Origin of the sequence: Paracoccus litorisediminis, assembly GCF_009711205.1 — a bacterium.
Taxonomy (GTDB): domain Bacteria; phylum Pseudomonadota; class Alphaproteobacteria; order Rhodobacterales; family Rhodobacteraceae; genus Paracoccus; species Paracoccus litorisediminis.
Window position 1 is genome coordinate 17,926 of the sequence record NZ_WMIG01000015.1, and the last position, 15,394, is coordinate 33,319.

14 protein-coding genes are annotated in these 15,394 nt (G+C 64.4%); 5 read left to right on the top strand and 9 right to left on the bottom strand.

Features of this window, described 5'->3' with window-relative positions; all coding sequences use genetic code 11:
• The first annotated feature begins 12 nt into the window (after nucleotides 1–12).
• Nucleotides 13–1,773, top strand: coding sequence for a chloride channel protein (locus GL300_RS19140; RefSeq protein WP_155041299.1), 1,761 nt, complete (start codon nucleotides 13–15; stop codon nucleotides 1,771–1,773).
• Between the two features lies 1 nt (nucleotide 1,774).
• On the opposite strand, the gene GL300_RS19145 is transcribed toward GL300_RS19140, so the two are convergent.
• Nucleotides 1,775–2,713: a LysR family transcriptional regulator gene (locus GL300_RS19145; RefSeq protein WP_155041300.1), complete on the bottom strand. Its 939-nt coding sequence runs from the start codon at nucleotides 2,711–2,713 to the stop codon at nucleotides 1,775–1,777.
• A 137-nt stretch (nucleotides 2,714–2,850) separates the two neighbouring features.
• Here GL300_RS19145 and GL300_RS19150 point away from each other — a divergent pair, with 137 nt between their 5' ends.
• A complete protein-coding gene (locus tag GL300_RS19150) occupies nucleotides 2,851–3,678 on the top strand; it encodes an aldo/keto reductase (RefSeq protein ID WP_155041301.1) in 828 nt (275 codons plus the stop codon).
• Nucleotides 3,679–3,762: 84 nt separating this feature from the next.
• Here GL300_RS19150 and GL300_RS19155 read toward each other — a convergent pair whose 3' ends face one another.
• Genes GL300_RS19155 through GL300_RS19185 form a run of 7 tightly spaced genes read right to left on the bottom strand, consistent with a single transcriptional unit; the run spans nucleotide 3,763 to nucleotide 10,923 of the window.
• The gene (locus tag GL300_RS19155; protein ID WP_155041302.1) at nucleotides 3,763–5,388 is read right to left on the bottom strand and encodes a dihydroxyacetone kinase subunit DhaK; all 1,626 of its coding nucleotides are present in this window, start codon (nucleotides 5,386–5,388) and stop codon (nucleotides 3,763–3,765) included.
• Between the two features lie 3 nt (nucleotides 5,389–5,391).
• The gene (locus tag GL300_RS19160) at nucleotides 5,392–6,393 is read right to left on the bottom strand and encodes an ABC transporter ATP-binding protein (protein ID WP_155041303.1); all 1,002 of its coding nucleotides are present in this window, start codon (nucleotides 6,391–6,393) and stop codon (nucleotides 5,392–5,394) included.
• On the bottom strand, nucleotides 6,386–7,483 hold the full coding sequence (locus GL300_RS19165) for an ABC transporter ATP-binding protein (protein ID WP_155041304.1): 1,098 nt from the start codon (nucleotides 7,481–7,483) through the stop codon (nucleotides 6,386–6,388). Before GL300_RS19165 ends, GL300_RS19160 begins: the two co-directional genes overlap by 8 nt.
• Nucleotides 7,484–7,486: 3 nt before the next feature.
• The gene (locus GL300_RS19170; protein ID WP_155041305.1) at nucleotides 7,487–7,675 is read right to left on the bottom strand and encodes a hypothetical protein; all 189 of its coding nucleotides are present in this window, start codon (nucleotides 7,673–7,675) and stop codon (nucleotides 7,487–7,489) included.
• Nucleotides 7,672–8,607 (bottom strand): carbohydrate ABC transporter permease, encoded by a 936-nt coding sequence (locus GL300_RS19175; protein WP_155041306.1) that lies wholly within the window; start codon nucleotides 8,605–8,607, stop codon nucleotides 7,672–7,674. Before GL300_RS19175 ends, GL300_RS19170 begins: the two co-directional genes overlap by 4 nt.
• The gene (locus GL300_RS19180; protein ID WP_155041307.1) at nucleotides 8,604–9,551 is read right to left on the bottom strand and encodes a carbohydrate ABC transporter permease; all 948 of its coding nucleotides are present in this window, start codon (nucleotides 9,549–9,551) and stop codon (nucleotides 8,604–8,606) included. Before GL300_RS19180 ends, GL300_RS19175 begins: the two co-directional genes overlap by 4 nt.
• 55 nt (nucleotides 9,552–9,606) lie before the next feature.
• Nucleotides 9,607–10,923, bottom strand: coding sequence for an ABC transporter substrate-binding protein (locus GL300_RS19185; protein WP_155041308.1), 1,317 nt, complete (start codon nucleotides 10,921–10,923; stop codon nucleotides 9,607–9,609).
• Nucleotides 10,924–11,082: 159 nt separating this feature from the next.
• On the opposite strand from GL300_RS19185, the gene GL300_RS19190 reads away from it, so the two are divergent.
• From GL300_RS19190 to GL300_RS19200, 3 genes are all read left to right on the top strand, one after another.
• Nucleotides 11,083–12,123, top strand: a complete 1,041-nt coding sequence (locus GL300_RS19190; RefSeq protein WP_155041309.1) for a LacI family DNA-binding transcriptional regulator — start codon at nucleotides 11,083–11,085, stop codon at nucleotides 12,121–12,123.
• Between the two features lie 91 nt (nucleotides 12,124–12,214).
• Nucleotides 12,215–12,481, top strand: a complete 267-nt coding sequence (locus GL300_RS19195; protein ID WP_155041310.1) for a UBP-type zinc finger domain-containing protein — start codon at nucleotides 12,215–12,217, stop codon at nucleotides 12,479–12,481.
• 12 nt (nucleotides 12,482–12,493) lie between these two features.
• Nucleotides 12,494–14,131 (top strand): FAD-dependent oxidoreductase, encoded by a 1,638-nt coding sequence (locus GL300_RS19200; RefSeq protein ID WP_155041311.1) that lies wholly within the window; start codon nucleotides 12,494–12,496, stop codon nucleotides 14,129–14,131.
• Nucleotides 14,132–14,139: 8 nt separating this feature from the next.
• Here the strand turns inward: GL300_RS19200 and GL300_RS19205 are convergent, their stop codons facing one another.
• Nucleotides 14,140–15,351: a CAP domain-containing protein gene (locus GL300_RS19205; protein ID WP_155041312.1), complete on the bottom strand. Its 1,212-nt coding sequence runs from the start codon at nucleotides 15,349–15,351 to the stop codon at nucleotides 14,140–14,142.
• Between the last annotated feature and the right edge of the window lie 43 nt (nucleotides 15,352–15,394).

The window sequence follows — 15,394 nt, forward strand, 5'->3', positions numbered from 1 at the left end:
CGCGCCCTCAAGATGCCTCGCCGGAAAACCCTCATCCGCAGGGTGCGGGTTCGTGCGCTTCGGACCCTGCGCCGTTCCGAAATCGGACTGATCCTGTGCTGTGCCATCGCGGGCTGCGCGGTGGCCATGCTGGTGCTGGTGCTGCATGACTGCGTGGCCTTCATGCAGCGGCTTGCCTTTGATCTTTACCCCGGCGTGACGCTGGGCGCGCAGCTTCGGATCGCGCAGTGGCGCGTCGTTCTGGTGCCGCTGCTGGGCGGCGGGGCCCTTGCGATGATCCTGCGGCTGCTGCCCGCGCTGGGTGGACGGGTCGCCGACCCGATCGAGGCGAACGCGCTTTATGGCGGGCGCATGTCGCTGCGCGGTTCGACACGGCTGACCGCGCTGACCTTTGTCTCGAACGGGGCCGGGGCCTCGGTCGGGATGGAGGCGGGCTACAGTCAGATCGGCGCGGCGATCTTCAGCGCCGTCGGAGGAAGGTTGGGAATGGTTCGCGACAATCGCCGGACCATGGTGACGGCAGGCGCTGCGGCCGCCATCACCGCCGCATTCAACGCTCCGCTTGCCGGGATTTTCTATGGGTTCGAGCTTGTGCATGGCGGACTTTCCGCCCGTCGTCTTGCGCCGGTCGTCACCGCCTCGATCTGTGCATGGCTGGTGCTGATGGTGGCCGGGCATCACGGCCCGGTCTTCGTGATCCCGCCCCATCCCGAGCCTGCGCCACTGGACTTCCTGCTTCTGATCCTTCTGGCGCTGCTGGGCGCGGCACTTGCGGTTCTGGCCATGACCTCGGTCGGGTTGACCGAGAGATTGCTCAGGCGCAGCCGCATTCCCCAGTGGCTTTTGCCGGTCGTTGGCGGGGTGATGATCGGGCTGCTGGGCTTGTATTCGCCGCAAATCCTTGGCGCGGGGCTGGGCCCGATCCAATGGCATTTCGAATTCCGGTTAAGTCTGACGGTGCTGCTGGCATTGCTGCTGGCCAAGATGCTGGCCTCGGCGGTCTCGATCGGAGCCGGATTTCGCGGCGGGCTGTTCAACTCGGCCTTGTTGCTGGGGGCGCTGCTGGGGGCGTGTTTTGCGCAGCTTGCGGGTGTGCTTCTGCCCGCGCATGACGGTCCTCGGGCGCTGTTCCTGCTGGCGGGCATGGCCGCGACGGGCGCAGGCATCGTCGGCGCACCGCTGACCATCAGCTTTCTGGTGATCGAGACGACCGGCAGCTTTGCGGCTGCGCCCGTGCTGATCGCGGTGGCGGCTTTGTCGGCGATGCTGGTGCGGCTGACCTTTGGCTATTCCTTCTCGACCTGGCGCTTTCACCTGCGCGGGCTGACCCTGCGCGGCGCACATGACATCGGCTGGATCTCGGGCCTGACGGCGGCCAGACTGATGCATCGCGACATCCCGACATTTCCGATACAGATGCCGCTTGCCAGCCTGCGTCAGGCATTGCCGCTTGGCAGCACCGAATGGATCGGCGTGTCACATCATGACGGCACCTATGCCGGGATGCTGGAAACCGCGCGCGCGCATGACCCCGATCTGAACGATCTGTCAGAGATGCTGATCCTGGGCGATCTGACCGACCCGCCGGGACCCGAAATCGGACCCGCAGATGATGTCCGACATGTCCTCCAGACCTTCGCAGCCTCGCGCCTGACCGTTCTGCCCGTCGTTTCGCAGGACCGACGGGCGCTTGGCTATGTCTCGGAAAGCCACTGCCTCAGACGCTATCTGGCGGGAATTTATCACTATCGGGGCAGCGATCTGGGCTTTTAGGTCACCTCGGTCGCGGCTCACCGATCCTTCCATCCTCGCTGCCCTTCATGAACGCCTGCAGGCGCGGGACCATGAAATCCAGAAATAGCCTGATCCGCTGCGGCATCCTTTGCCCGCCCAGATACAGCGCATGGACGTCTTCTTCGTCGCCATGACCGGCATCCGCCAGCACCTCGACCAGGCGTCCCGCGACCAGATCGGCGCGCACGTGATAGTCGCCAAGCCGCGCCAGCCCCATTCCCGCCAAGGCAAAGCGGCGCACGGTTTCGCCATTATTGGCCAACAGGTTGCCGCCGACCATGCGATCGACGATGCGCCCTCCTTCACGCAGCGGCCAGACCGGCGCGGCCCGCCTGAAGTTGAAGCCCAGACAATTGTGGCCGTCCAGATCCTCGATCGTGACCGGGGTTCCGTGTGCGTCCAGATAGGCCGGCGATGCCACGATCTTGCGATGGGCGACGCCGATCTTGCGGGCCAGCAGGCTGCTGTCGGCAAGGCTGCCGACGCGAAAGGCCACGTCGGTGCGGTCCAGATACAGGTCCACGATGTCGTCCGACAGCGACAGATCGACGACGACATTGGGATATGTCCGCCAGAACTCCGGCAGCAAGGGTTCGATGGCAAGGACACCGAAGGCGACCGAGGCATTCACCCGCACCGTTCCGCCCGCGCTTGCCGCGCCAAGGCTGATCTCGCGTTCGATATCGTCCAGTTCGGACAGCAATGCTCCGCTGCGCTCATAGAACAGCCGCCCCTCATCTGTCAGTGACAGGCGGCGGGTAGAACGCTCGATCAGGCGCGCGCCCAGCCGATCCTCCATGCGCGCGATCAGCTTGCTGACCGTCGACGGCGTCATCAGCAATTGTCGGGCTGCTTCCGAGAAACTGCCAGCCTCGACGACCCTGACAAAGACCTGCATTTCGCCGGCGCGATTGTCCATGATGCCCCATCTGTGAATTTGCATCCAAAATTATGTGGAGAAGGGGGCGATTTTCAAGTTCACTTTGATGCGTCATCTGGGGGCAAGGGCGACACCACGCCCCATTCCGCAGATGCGGCCCAACTCAGGAGAGACCCATGTTCAACGTCACTGCCAATGGCGCACAGATACCGGCCCTTGGCTTCGGAGTGTTCCGCATGTCCGACGACGAGGTCGAGCGGATCGTGCCCGAGGCTCTGACCACCGGCTTTCGCCATTTCGACACCGCGCAGATCTATGGCAACGAAGCGGCGCTTGGCCGTGCGCTGGAACAAGCGGGCGCAAAGCGTGACGAGCTGTTCCTGACCACCAAGGTCTGGGTCGACAATTACACGGTCGACCGCTTCGCCGCGTCCGTTGATGAAAGTCTGGATAAACTGCGGGTCGATCAGGTCGATCTGTTGCTGCTGCATTGGCCGGGCGACAAGGTTCCTGTGGCGCAGCAGGTCGAGCTGCTCAACGCCGTCAAGGACGCGGGCAAGACCCGGCATATCGGGGTCAGCAACCAGAACATTCAGCAGATGCAGGAAACGATCCGGCTCAGCGCCTCGCCCATCGTCACCAATCAGGTCGAACTGCACCCCTATCTGGACCAGTCCCATCTTCTTGCCGCCGGGCGCGAGGCAGGTCTGGCCGTGACCGCCTATTACGGCATGGCCGATGGCAAGGTCATCGGCGATCCGGTCATCGGGGCCATTGCGGCGAAATATGGCAAGACTCCGGCCCAGATCGGGCTGCGCTGGCTGGTGCAGCAGGATGGCGTCATCGCCCTGTCAAAGACCGCGAATATCGCCCGCGTCGCAGAAAACTTCGCAATCTTCGACTTCGCACTTGAGGCAGAGGACATGGCGGCAATCCGCGCCCTTGCCCGTCCCGACGGACGGCTGGTTAGTCCCGCCGGACTTGCCCCCGATTGGGACCTCTAAGGGCGAAAGGCCTGACAGGCTGGCCGTGATCGATGGCGGCGCGAGGCATCGCAACCTCGCGCCGCTGCCTTTGCGGGGGACAGTTCAGTCCTGCACCAGATGTTCGAACAGGCGCGCGACGGCTTCGGCACCGGGGTCGATCTGGCCGCGCAGCTGGCCTTCGTTCAGATAGGCGGCACGACCGGCCTTGGCACGGGTCATGCTGGCGGTTCGGTCTGCACCCATGCGGGCGGCGCGGGCAGCGGCGGGCAGGCCACCCTCGGCCAGCACCTCCAGCGCCGGATGCAATGCGTCGATCATGGTGCGATCGCCCAGACCCGCCCCGCCGATCTGCTGCATCCGGGCCAGACCGGCCTTGAGCGCCTCGGGCGTTGATGCGCCGCTGGACGCAGCATCCCCCGCTGCCGCAAAGAAGATCGCCAGCAGAACCCCCGACGAGCCGCCCATGGTCTGGCTGAGCTCCAGCCCGATGGCGCGGAACAGTTGGGTGTGATCGGCCAGCGGCAGCGCATCCATGGCCCCGATTAGCGCCCGCGCCGCCCCGGCCAGCGTCGATCCGGTATCGCCGTCGCCTGCCTTGGCATCCAGCAGGTTCAGGTCAGCCTCGGCGGCAATCAGGATCTCGCAGCAGCGGGTCAGAAAGGCGCGGGTCTGGGGATGGGCCGAGGGCAAGGGCTTGATCGGCTTCAGCCCGTCGGGCAGATCCAGCGGCGCGACCGCGCCAAAAGCCCGGACGCCCGGCCATGCGCTCGGCGCGGCGGGGGCCTCAAGCGCCGCCAGATCGGCCCCCGTCGCCGCCAGAACCGAGACCGAAAACCCCCTCATATCCAGCGAGGTCATCAGCGCACCCGGTCCGATCAGATGGCTGATCCCCGCCCCGATCGAGGACTGCCCCAGCTCATGCGCCAGCACCTGCATTTCCAGCACCGATGCACCGCCCAGATTGTTCAGCAGCGCCACATGCGGTCCCGGCCCCATCGCGGCCGCAAGCTTTTCCGCGACCATCGCCATTGCGCCGCGGGCGTCGGTATAGCCGACCTGCTCGACACCGGCTTCGCCATGGATGCCCAGGCCCAGTTCGGCCTGACCGGGGGGAATGCGGTCCTCCTTGGGGGCACCGGGGACGGTGCAGGTGTCCAGAGACATGCCGATGGAACGCGTCGCGCGGATCACCCGTTCGGCGGCTTCGGTCACAGTGGCCAGATCGGCCCCGTTTTCGGCCAGCGCGCCCGCGATCTTGTGGACGAACAGCGTCCCCGCGACGCCACGCGCCTGCGGCGTGTCGGGCAGGGCCACGTCATCGCCCACCACCACCATCGAGACTTTCAGCCCAAAGGCCCGCGCCCGTTCCGCCGCAAGGCCGAAATTCAGCCGGTCGCCGGTATAGTTCTTGACGATCAGCAGGCAGCCCGCCGGGCCGGTCACCGCCAATATCCCTGCCAGAACCGCATCGACCGAGGGCGAGGCAAAAACATCGCCGCAAACCGCCGCCGTCAACATGCCGCGCCCCACGAAACCGGCATGGGACGGCTCATGCCCCGCGCCGCCGCCCGAGACCAGCGCGACCTTGCCCGGATCGCGCTCGGCGCGCAGCACGACGCGGATATGGGGATAGCCGTCCAGCCGCGTCAGCTTCCCGCCCGAGCCCGCGACAAGGCCGTCAATCGCCTCGGCCACGATGTCTTCCCTGCGGTTGATGAACTGGGTCATGGCTTACTCCTGATGAATGCGGGCGCCGGAAGCGTCGAAATAAAGCGGCTTCTCGGGGCGGATGCGGACGATATCGCCGGATTTCAGCCCGGTATGGGCATCGGTCACGGTGATCAGGTCATGGTTGTGGAAGCTCAGATGCAGCCGGGTCTGGTCGCCCAGATGCTCGACCCGACGCACGAAACTGTCCTCGCCCTCGCCCTGCCGGATCTGTTCGGGGCGCAGCCCGATATGAGCGGCCCCGGCAGGTGCCGGGCCAAACAGCGTCGCGGGCAGGATATTGATGCGCGGCTGACCAAGTCGGCTGGCGGCATGAATGCTGACCGGGTCCTCATAGATCTGGCGCGGAGGGCCGAATTGTACCAGCCGCCCATGATCCAGCACGCCGACATGGGTGGCCATGGTCATGGCCTCGATCTGGTCATGGGTCACGTAAAGGAAGGTCGCGCCCATATCGTGCTGGATGCGCTTGAGTTCGATCCGCAGATCGGCCCGCAGCTTCGCGTCCAGCGATGACAAGGGCTCATCCATCAGATAGGCGGCGGGATTGCGCACCAGCGCCCGGCCGATGGAAACCCGCTGCATCTCACCCCCGGACAGTGCCGTGGCCTTGTTGTCCAGCTTATGCGTGATCTGAAGGACCTCGGCCACCTCACCCACCTTGCGGGCGATCTGCTCGGGCGGAAGACGTAGCAATGGGGATTTCAGCGGGAATTCAAGGTTCTGGCGCACCGTCAGATGCGGGTAAAGCGAATATTGCTGGAACACCATCGCGACATTGCGCTGCGCAGGCGTGGCCGTGCTGACATCCTGCCCGCCGATCTGGACCCGCCCCGCATCCGGCTGGTCCAGCCCCGAGACCAGCCGCAACAGCGTGGTCTTGCCCGCCCCGGTCGGCCCCAGCAGCACGACAAAGGCCCCGTCCGGGACAGTCAGCGACACGTCATCCAGCGCCGTAATCGGCCCGAAGCGTTTGGTGATACCGGAGAGCGTGATCTCAGCCATGGCCCAGAACCCTTTCATTCGCAGCCGAGCGCAGGGCGCGGCCCTTGTCGGCGCGAAACAGCGTGATCTTGCGCGGGTCGAACCGCAGCCCGATCTGTTCTCCGGCGCGGACTGGGGTGCTGGACGGCAGCCGCGCCTTGATGAGGCCATGCGCCGTGCGCAGCGTGACGATCTGGGTCGTGCCCAGATATTCTGCCGCCAGCACTTCGGCGCGATAGGGCGCGGCATCGTCCAGATGCACATGCTCGGGGCGGATGCCCAGAACCAAGGCCCCCTCGGCCCCTTCGCGCTGGACGGGCACGGGAATGTCGCAATCCCCCAGCCGGACGCGATCCGCGCCATTGCCGACCAAGCCCTGAAAACGCAGGAACCCCATGGGCGGCGAGCCGATGAAATCCGCGACAAACATCGTCGCGGGCCAGTCATAGATATCCTGCGGGACGCCGAACTGCTCGACCACGCCATGGTTCATCACCACGATCTTGTCGCCCATCTGCATGGCTTCTAGCTGGTCATGGGTGACATAGACGGTGGTGGCACCGATCCGGTCATGCAGCGCGCGCAACTCCTCGGCCATATGTTCGCGGAATTCGGCGTCCAGCGCGCCAAGCGGTTCGTCCATGAAGAATGCCTTGGGGCGGCGGACAATGGCGCGGCCAAGCGCCACGCGCTGACGGTCGCCCCCGGACAGGCCTCCAACCGGACGATCAAGGATATTCTCGATGCCAAGGATCTTGGCCACTTCAAGGACACGCGCCTTGGCCTCGGCCTTGGGCATGCCTTGCGACAGCAGCGGATAGGAGATGTTCCGCCCCACATTCATATGAGGATACAGCGCGAACATCTGGAAAACAAAGGCGATGTCGCGCTGGCTGGCGGGCTTCTGCGCGACCTCCTCGCCGTCGATATGGATGCTGCCCGAGGTCGGCAGTTCCAACCCTGCCATCATCCGCAAGGTCGTGGTCTTGCCGCAGCCGGACGGCCCCAGCAGCATGAAGAATTCGCCATCCTCGATGGTAAAGGTCGAGGACTGCACGGCGGTGAAGCTGCCGAAATCCTTGCGGATGTTTTCGATGCGGATCTGGGCCATGCGCTATTCCGGGAAATGGCTGGTGACGATGAACATCACCGTGCCGGTCAGCGTGACAAGGAAGGACCAGGTAAAGGCCCACATGAACCAGGGCTGCATCAGCATCACCACCCCGAGCGCGATCAGGATGGAGGCCAGCATTTCCCATGACCCGCGGCGGAACCGGACCATGCCGGACAGGAAGGATTTCATTTGCGCACCGCCCCGAATGTGATCCCGCGCAGCAGGTGCTTGCGCAGAAGGATGGTGAAGACCATGACCGGCAGCAGGAACAGCGTCGCCCCCGCCGCGACCGCAGGCCAGTCCTGCCCACCGACGCCGATGATCGTCGGGATGAAGGGCGGTGCTGTCTGGGCATTGCCGCTGGTCAGCAGCACGGCGAAGGCATATTCGTTCCAGGCGAAGATCAGGCAAAAGATCGCGGTCGAGGCGATGCCGGTCGCCGCCTGCGGCAGGACCACCTTTCGGAAGGCCTGAAAGCGGGTGTAGCCGTCGATCAGCGCGGCTTCCTCATATTCGCGGGGGATCTCGTCGATGAAGCCCTTCAGCAGCCAGACCGCCAGCGACAGGTTCACCGCCGTGTAAAGCAGGATCATCCCCAGATGCGTGTCCGACAGGCCCAACTGCCGGAACATCAGGAAGATTGGGATCGCCACCGCGATCGGCGGCATCATCCGGGTCGACAGGATGAAGAACAGAAGGTCGTCCTTGAGCGGCACCTTGAAGCGCGAGAAGGCATAGGCGGCAAGCGTGCCCAGAAACACCGACAGGAAGGTCGAGCCAAAGCCGATGATGACCGAATTCAGGAACCGCTCGCCAAAGCGCGACGGCCCGGCGATGACCATGCCGTATTTGGCGACGATCTCCTGATACCATGTCTGGGGCGGGTTCGCGGCGAGGAACTCGGCGGTCTGCCTTGTGCGGGTGGTGAAGAGGTTGACGTAGCCCTCAAGCGTAGGGGTGAAAAACAGCTTCGGCGGATAGGCGATGGAATCCGAGGGCGACTTGAACCCGGTCGCGATGATCCAGATCAGCGGCAGCAGCGTGATCACTGCGTAAGCGACGACCAGAATGCCAGCCATCCATTTCTGCGCGCGCGACGGTTCGGTGATCGAATAGCTCATCGGCTTTTCACCTTGTTCAGCGCCTTCACATAGATCGAGGCAAGGCCAAAGACCGTCACGAACAGGATGATCGCATAGGCCGAGGAATAGCCCGTACGCCACTTTTCAAACGCCTCGCGCTTGAGGTTGATCGAGGTCAGCTCGGTGGTATTGCCCGGCCCGCCTCCGGTCAGTTGCACGACCAGATCGAACATCTTGAAATTCTCGATGCCCCGGAACAGCACCGCCAGCATTAGGAAGGGCAGCACCATCGGGATGGTGATGGTCCAGAATTGCCGCCATTTGCTGGCCCGGTCGCATTCCGCCGCCTCATAGATGGACGCCGGAATGGATCGCAGCCCGGCCAAGCAGATCAGCATGACGAAGGGCGTCCACATCCACGTATCGACGATGATGATCGCCCAAGGGGCCAGCCGCACATCCGCGATCATCGAAAAGCTGGACGGATCGGCGCCGGTCAGGAAGCCCACGGCATAATTGAACAGCCCGATCTGCGGCTGGTAAAGGAAGGTCCAGAAGTTGCCCACCACGGCGGGCGACAGCATCATCGGCAAAACGATGATCGTGGTCCACAGGTCATTGCCGCGAAACTTGCGGTTGATAAGCCACGCCAGCGCGAAGCCGATCACGATTTGCAGGGCCAGCGTCCAGAACAGGAAATGCGCCGTCGCCTGCATGGTCTGCCAGATGTCGGGATCGGTCAGGATGCGTTGGTAGTTGCGCAGGCCCACGAACTCGACGGGCTCATTGGGGCGGTTCACCCGCATATTGGTAAAGCTAAGGCGGATGGTCCAGATCAGCGGAAAGATGTTCACCGCCAGCAGCAGGAAGATCGTCGGCGCGACGAAGATCCATGCGATGACGCGGTCCGACAGGCCGGTCAACCGCCGTGCAACCGGCGCAGGCGTGGCCGCGGCCACACGCTCGATGGATGTCCTTTGCATGCCGGGTCCTTTCGTCAGGATGGGCGCGCCCCCGCAGCGGGAGCGCGCGTCGGGATCAGAACTTCCCTTCATCCTCGAAGATCTCGGTCCAGTCGGCGACCAGACCGTCCAGTGCCTCTTGCGAGGTGCCGTTTCCGGCGACGACGTAGTTATGGACGCGCTGCTGCATCGCCAGCAGCAGCGAGGCATAGGCGGGCTCGGCCCAAAAATCCTTCACGATCGCCATGCTGTCGAGGAAGGTCTGTGCATAGGGCTGGCTGGTGGCAAAGCCGGGGTCCTCGACCACGGATTTCAGCGCCGAATAGCCGCCCATCTCCCACCATTTCTTCTGCACTTCGGGCTGGGCGAACCACTTGATATATTGCAGCGCCGCATCGGGGCTGTTGGTGTTCGATACGACCGAGATGCCCTGCCCGCCCAATTGCGCAAAATGGCCCTTGGGACCGGCGGGGTTGGGGAAGTATCCCGACTTGTCGCCGCCGACATTCGGATCGGCATTCACGCCGGGCCAGATGAAAGCAAAGTTCATCTGCAGCGCCACTTGGCCCGATTTATAGGCGTCGATATCCTCTGACATGTACCAGTCCGACGATCCCGGCGGCACGCAGCAATCGTAAAGCGACTTGTAGAATTGCAGCCCCTTCGCCGCATCCGGTGAGTTGACAAAGCCCTGCAGGTCATAGGGCTTGGCCGGGTTCTGGTATTCGAAACCGTAATTGTACAGGATGTTGGTCACGCCCATGGTGATGCCTTCGGAACCGCGCTCGGTATAGATCGCGGCGCCATAGACGGTCTTGCCGTCGATCTCGCGGTTCTGGAAGAATTCGGCGATCTGCTTCAGCTCATCCAGCGTCTTGGGCGGGGCCAGATCATGACCATATTTCGTCTTGAATTCGGCCTGCAGCTCGGGGCGGGCGAACCAGTCCTTGCGATAGGTCCAGCCCACGACATCGCCGAATGCGGGCAGCGCCCAGTAATTCGGCGTGCCTTTCGGCCATTCCGAATAGCCCGCCACCGTCGCCGGGATGAAGTCATCCATGCTGATCCCTTCGGCGGCGAAGAAATCGTTCAGCTTCTTGTATTGGCCGTTCTCGGCCGCGCCGCCGATCCACTGGCTGTCGCCGATCATCAGGTCGCAAAGCTGCCCGCCCGAGTTCAGTTCGTTCAGCATGCGGTCGGCAAAGCTGGTCCATGGGACGAACTCGAAGCTCATCTTGTGGCCGGACTGGGCCTCGAAATCCTTGGAAAGCTCGACCAGAGCATTGGCGGGGTCCCAGGCGGCCCAGCACAGGGTCAGGTCGTCGGCATGCACCGCACCCGCACCGGAAACCAGCGCGGCGGCTGCAGCCGATAGAATCAGCTGTCGTGTCATCGATGTTCCTCCCCAATGCGCGGCCTCCCTGCCGCGACTCTCTGGTGAAATATTCATAATTGAGGTGCGCACATCATCGCAACAAAATTATGATGCACGCACCTCAGATTCGTTGTAAGCGGGCAGAAGAACGGATGGATGAGGAGATGCGCGGAAGTGATGCGCCCGACGACCAAGGATCTGGCCCGCGCCGCCGGTGTCAGCCTGGCCACAGTGGATCGCGTGCTGAACGAGCGCGCCGGGGTCAGGGCCGAAACGGTGACGGCCGTTCACGAGGCGATCGCAAGGATCGGCTTTGTGCGCAATCTTTCCGCCGCCAATCTGGCACGGGGCCGCGTCTATCGCTTTGCCTTCCTGCTGCCGGTGGCGGGCGATGCCTTTCTGTCGACGCTGGAAACCCAGATTGCCGAGGCCGCATCCGCCTTTGCCCCCGAAGGCATCCAGATTCAGAAACGTCGTGGCATCGGTGGCGACCCGCATCAGATTGCCCGGATGCTGGCCGAGCTGTCGCCCGAGGATCTGGACGGCGTGGCGATCCTTGCACCGGAATCGCCACAGGTCCGCGATGCGATGGCGCGGTTGCAGGATCGCGGCGTGCAGGTCGTGCGATTCCTCTCGGGGCAGACCTCAGACATCGGGGCCGATGCCGTGGGCATCGACAACCGCGCTGCCGGGGCGACGGCGGGGCGACTGATCGGGCGTTTCTGTGCCGCGCGGCCCGGCCAGATCCTGGTCATCGCGGATACGATGAATGCCCGCGACAGCGTCGAGCGACGGCAGGGCTTCGATCAGGTCATCACGCGGGACTTCCCGGGCCTGACCGCCCTGCCCTCGCTGGAGACGCATGGCGACAGGCAACGGACGCGGGCGATCCTGCACAATGCCTATGCCAATCATCCCGATATACTGGGCGCCTATGTCCTTGCCTCGGAAGCACGCCTGCCGCTGGAAGCCATCGCCGACACCCGCGATCCAGCCGGTCAGGTCATCGTCGCCCATGAACGCACCGAGTTCACCGAGGCGCTGCTGCTGAATGGCCAGCTGGACGCGGTGATCGCCCAGAACCCCGGCCATCTGGTCCGCAGCGCCATCCGCGTCATGCGCGCCCGCTGCGATGGCCGCCCGCCGATCGCCTCGCAAGAGGAAATCCGCATCGAGATCCTGCTGCAGGACAATCTGTGCCCGCGTCCACGCTGGTAAGGCGTCGTAATTTCCACCTCGCTGCAGGCAGGGCTTGATTTTATCGTCATGTGGCGCAGGCTTTCGCTGTATCGCGTGATGGAGGCCCAAATTGGCGTGCTCACATACCGACCAGATCAAGCTCGATATCCCGCCCGAGACGGAAAAGCCCGGGACCGTCTGCCCGGAATGCGTGGCGATGGGGTCGCGTTGGGTGCATCTGCGCATCTGCCTGACCTGCGGCCATATCGGCTGCTGCGACAGTTCGCCCAACCGCCATGCCCGTGGCCACTGGCAGACGACCCGCCACCCGATCGTCGGCTCGATGGAGCCGCGCGAGCGCTGGAGCTATTGTTTCGCGGATGATGAATTCCTGTAGGGGGACCCCGCCATGGAAGCGATCGGCCATGACCTGCGACAGATGCAACGCACCCCGCTTCACGCGGCCCATGTCGAGGCGTTGCGGCGGATCGGCCGCGAGGCCAGCTTTGCCGAAGGCCAGGTGATCGCCGAAATCGGGCAGCCGATGGACCAGTTCCTCTATGTCGAGGAAGGCGAGATCGAGATCCTGCACCCCTATTCCCGCCAGCGCGGCTTGGCCTCGACCCTTGGGCCCACGCAATTCACCGGGGAAATCGCCTTTCTGGCCGGTGGCGTCTATGCCCTGCCGATGCGGGCGGTCCGCGACACCCGTGCCATCGCCGTCCCGCGCGAGGCGATGCTGCGGCTGATGTCCGAGGTGCCCGAGCTTTCGGATATCGTCATCACCGTCTATGCCGCGCGCCGCCGCCTGCAGCTGGAACAGCGCGCCACCGGGCTGACCCTGATCGGCACGGATCAGGACAGCGATGTCCGCCGCATCGAGGAATTCGCCGGTCGCAACCGCATTCCCGTGCGCGCCTATGATCTGGACTGCTCCGAGGCCCGCGCCATCGCCGTTGAATGCGGCATCGCGCCGGGCGAACCGGCGGTGATCTTTGGGCAGGGCGGCGTGATCGCCGCGCCGACGCCGCTGAAGGTCGCGCAGCGGCTGGGTCTGGACCTGCGCGCCGAACCCGGCGAGGTCTTCGACGTGATCATCGTCGGCGGCGGCCCGGCCGGGGTCGCGGCGGGCGTCTATGCCGGGGCCGAGGGGCTGCGCGCCTTGGTCATCGAGGACATGGCGGTCGGCGGTCAGGCCGGAACCTCCAGCCGGATCGAGAATTACATGGGCTTTCCCACCGGCATCTCGGGCGCCGATCTGGTCTGGCGCGGCGAGGTGCAGGCGATGAAATTCGGCACCAGCTTTGCCATGCCGCGCCGGGTGATCCAGTTGTCGCAGGCCGAGGACGGGCTGTTCTGCGTCACGTTGGATTGCACCACCCAGATCTGCGCCCGCGCGCTGGTCGTGGCCACTGGCGTGCAATACCGCCAGCTTGCGATCCCCGGCCTTGAGGACTTCCTTGGCAAGGGCGTCTACCACGCCGCGACCGAGCTTGAGGCCCGGCGCTGCCGCAATGCCACCGCCATCGTGGTCGGCGGCGGCAATTCCGCGGGACAGGCGGCAATGTTCCTGTCACGCAGCGCCAGCCATGTGCATCTGCTGGTCCGGGGCGGGACGCTGGCGACATCCATGTCGGATTACCTGTCCAGTCGGCTTGCCGCCGACCCCGCCATCACCATCCATTACAACACCAGCATCGCGTCGCTGCAGGGCGGTGATTGCGTGCAAGGCGTCGAGATCGCCAAAACAGATGGCGCGTCCGACCGCATTGATTGCTGCGGGGTGTTCATTATGGCCGGAGCCGCGCCGAATTGCGGCTGGCTGTCGGGTCTGGTCCGGCTGGACGAGGCAGGCTACATCCTGACCGGCGCGGCCGCCGGTCGCAGCGCCCTGTTCGAGACCTCGCAGCCCGGCATCTTTGCCGTGGGCGATATCCGGGCCGGTTCGGTCAAGCGCGTCGCCTCGGCCGTTGGCGAAGGCTCGGTCGTCATCTCCGAGGTCTGGCGCTATCTGGCCGAATGCGGAAAGCTGGCCGCATCGGGCTGAGGCCCCTCCTAGATGGCAAAGATGTCATCGGCGACGCCCGCTACCGTCAGGTTTGAGCCGGGCAGGACGATCCGCCCATCCGCACCGAAATCGATGATGACGCCATTCGCGGTCTGGCGCATGTGATCGCGGATGAAACTGGCCGGGTTTGCGTCCAGCAATTCATCGTCGATCAGCAGCCGGTCGGTGCCGCGCTGATAGCCGTTGATCGTGTCCGCGCCATCCCCGGCATGAAAGACAAAGCTGTCGGCCCCTGTCCCTCCGTTCAGCACATCATTGCCAGTCCCGCCTGCCAGCGTGTCATTCCCCGCGCCACCGATCAGGGTATCGCGTCCCGTCAGGCCCAGCAGCCGGTCCTGACCTGTGCCACCGTTCAGGGAATCGTCACCCAACTCTCCGCGCAGCTGGTCATTGCCGTCTTCACCGAACAGCCGGTCATTCCCGTCCCCGCCTTGCAGGCTGTCATTGCCGCTGCCACCCTGCAACAGGTCCAGCCCGTTCCCTCCGATCAGCCGGTCATTGCCCACGCCGCCCCGCAGCGTGTCATTGCCGCCCGCCCCGTTCATCCAGTCATCGCCGCCCGCGCCAAAGGCGGTATCGTTCCGCGCCGTCAGCCGGAAATCATCGTTGCGGGCGGTCGCTTCGCTGGGGCCGGGGGTGGCATAGATCTGGCCGTCGGCATGCGCCGCCCATTGGGACTTGGTCGGCAGGGAAAGCTGCGCCACCGGGTCGGCAAGCTTCACGAACGTGCCCGTATCGACCCTGACGGAACCGTCGGTATCGGCGAAGTTCTGCGTCGCCATCAGCACCTTGTAGTCGCGCCCGTCCTTGTGCAGGTAACCCACCTTCAGCCCGATGCCGATATAGGCGGCGTCGCCCATGATGTTGGCGTAGTGGCCGGGGCTGTCCATCAGCATCCGGTGCAATTCCCGGATCTCGTCGCGCAGGTCGGATTCACCCTGAATGCTGACATAGGCGATGTTTTCCGCCGTCATCCAGTCGCCCGACAGATCGAATCCAGCCGCCTGCATCCGCTCGCGCGAGGATGATCCGCCCGCCCCGGTATGCGAGAAAGTGTCGGTATCCAGCATCCATGTGCTGTGCCGATCGGATGAATCGTTCAGCCGTTTTTCGATACTTAGCGCTGGCAGCCCTTCGGCGCGCCGGGCCTGATTGACGAGGCTGACAAAGTAACGCTCATCGGATGTTGCAAAAGTCATGGGTCCGTCCTGCTCGATCTTGCCCGGATGGCGTCGGGCAGGG

What these genes read in the sequence shown, in the direction of transcription:
- GL300_RS19205 (WP_155041312.1), bottom strand. Translation starts at nt 15,351, where the DNA reads ATGACTTTTGCAACATCCGATGAGCGTTACTTTGTCAGCCTCGTCAAT.
- GL300_RS19140 (WP_155041299.1), top strand. Translation starts at nt 13, where the DNA reads ATGCCTCGCCGGAAAACCCTCATCCGCAGGGTGCGGGTTCGTGCGCTT.
- GL300_RS19180 (WP_155041307.1), bottom strand. Translation starts at nt 9,551, where the DNA reads ATGCAAAGGACATCCATCGAGCGTGTGGCCGCGGCCACGCCTGCGCCG.
- GL300_RS19200 (WP_155041311.1), top strand. Translation starts at nt 12,494, where the DNA reads ATGGAAGCGATCGGCCATGACCTGCGACAGATGCAACGCACCCCGCTT.
- GL300_RS19185 (WP_155041308.1), bottom strand. Translation starts at nt 10,923, where the DNA reads ATGACACGACAGCTGATTCTATCGGCTGCAGCCGCCGCGCTGGTTTCC.
- GL300_RS19175 (WP_155041306.1), bottom strand. Translation starts at nt 8,607, where the DNA reads ATGAGCTATTCGATCACCGAACCGTCGCGCGCGCAGAAATGGATGGCT.
- GL300_RS19160 (WP_155041303.1), bottom strand. Translation starts at nt 6,393, where the DNA reads ATGGCTGAGATCACGCTCTCCGGTATCACCAAACGCTTCGGGCCGATT.
- GL300_RS19190 (WP_155041309.1), top strand. Translation starts at nt 11,083, where the DNA reads ATGCGCCCGACGACCAAGGATCTGGCCCGCGCCGCCGGTGTCAGCCTG.
- GL300_RS19150 (WP_155041301.1), top strand. Translation starts at nt 2,851, where the DNA reads ATGTTCAACGTCACTGCCAATGGCGCACAGATACCGGCCCTTGGCTTC.
- GL300_RS19170 (WP_155041305.1), bottom strand. Translation starts at nt 7,675, where the DNA reads ATGAAATCCTTCCTGTCCGGCATGGTCCGGTTCCGCCGCGGGTCATGG.
- GL300_RS19155 (WP_155041302.1), bottom strand. Translation starts at nt 5,388, where the DNA reads ATGACCCAGTTCATCAACCGCAGGGAAGACATCGTGGCCGAGGCGATT.
- GL300_RS19145 (WP_155041300.1), bottom strand. Translation starts at nt 2,713, where the DNA reads ATGGACAATCGCGCCGGCGAAATGCAGGTCTTTGTCAGGGTCGTCGAG.
- GL300_RS19165 (WP_155041304.1), bottom strand. Translation starts at nt 7,483, where the DNA reads ATGGCCCAGATCCGCATCGAAAACATCCGCAAGGATTTCGGCAGCTTC.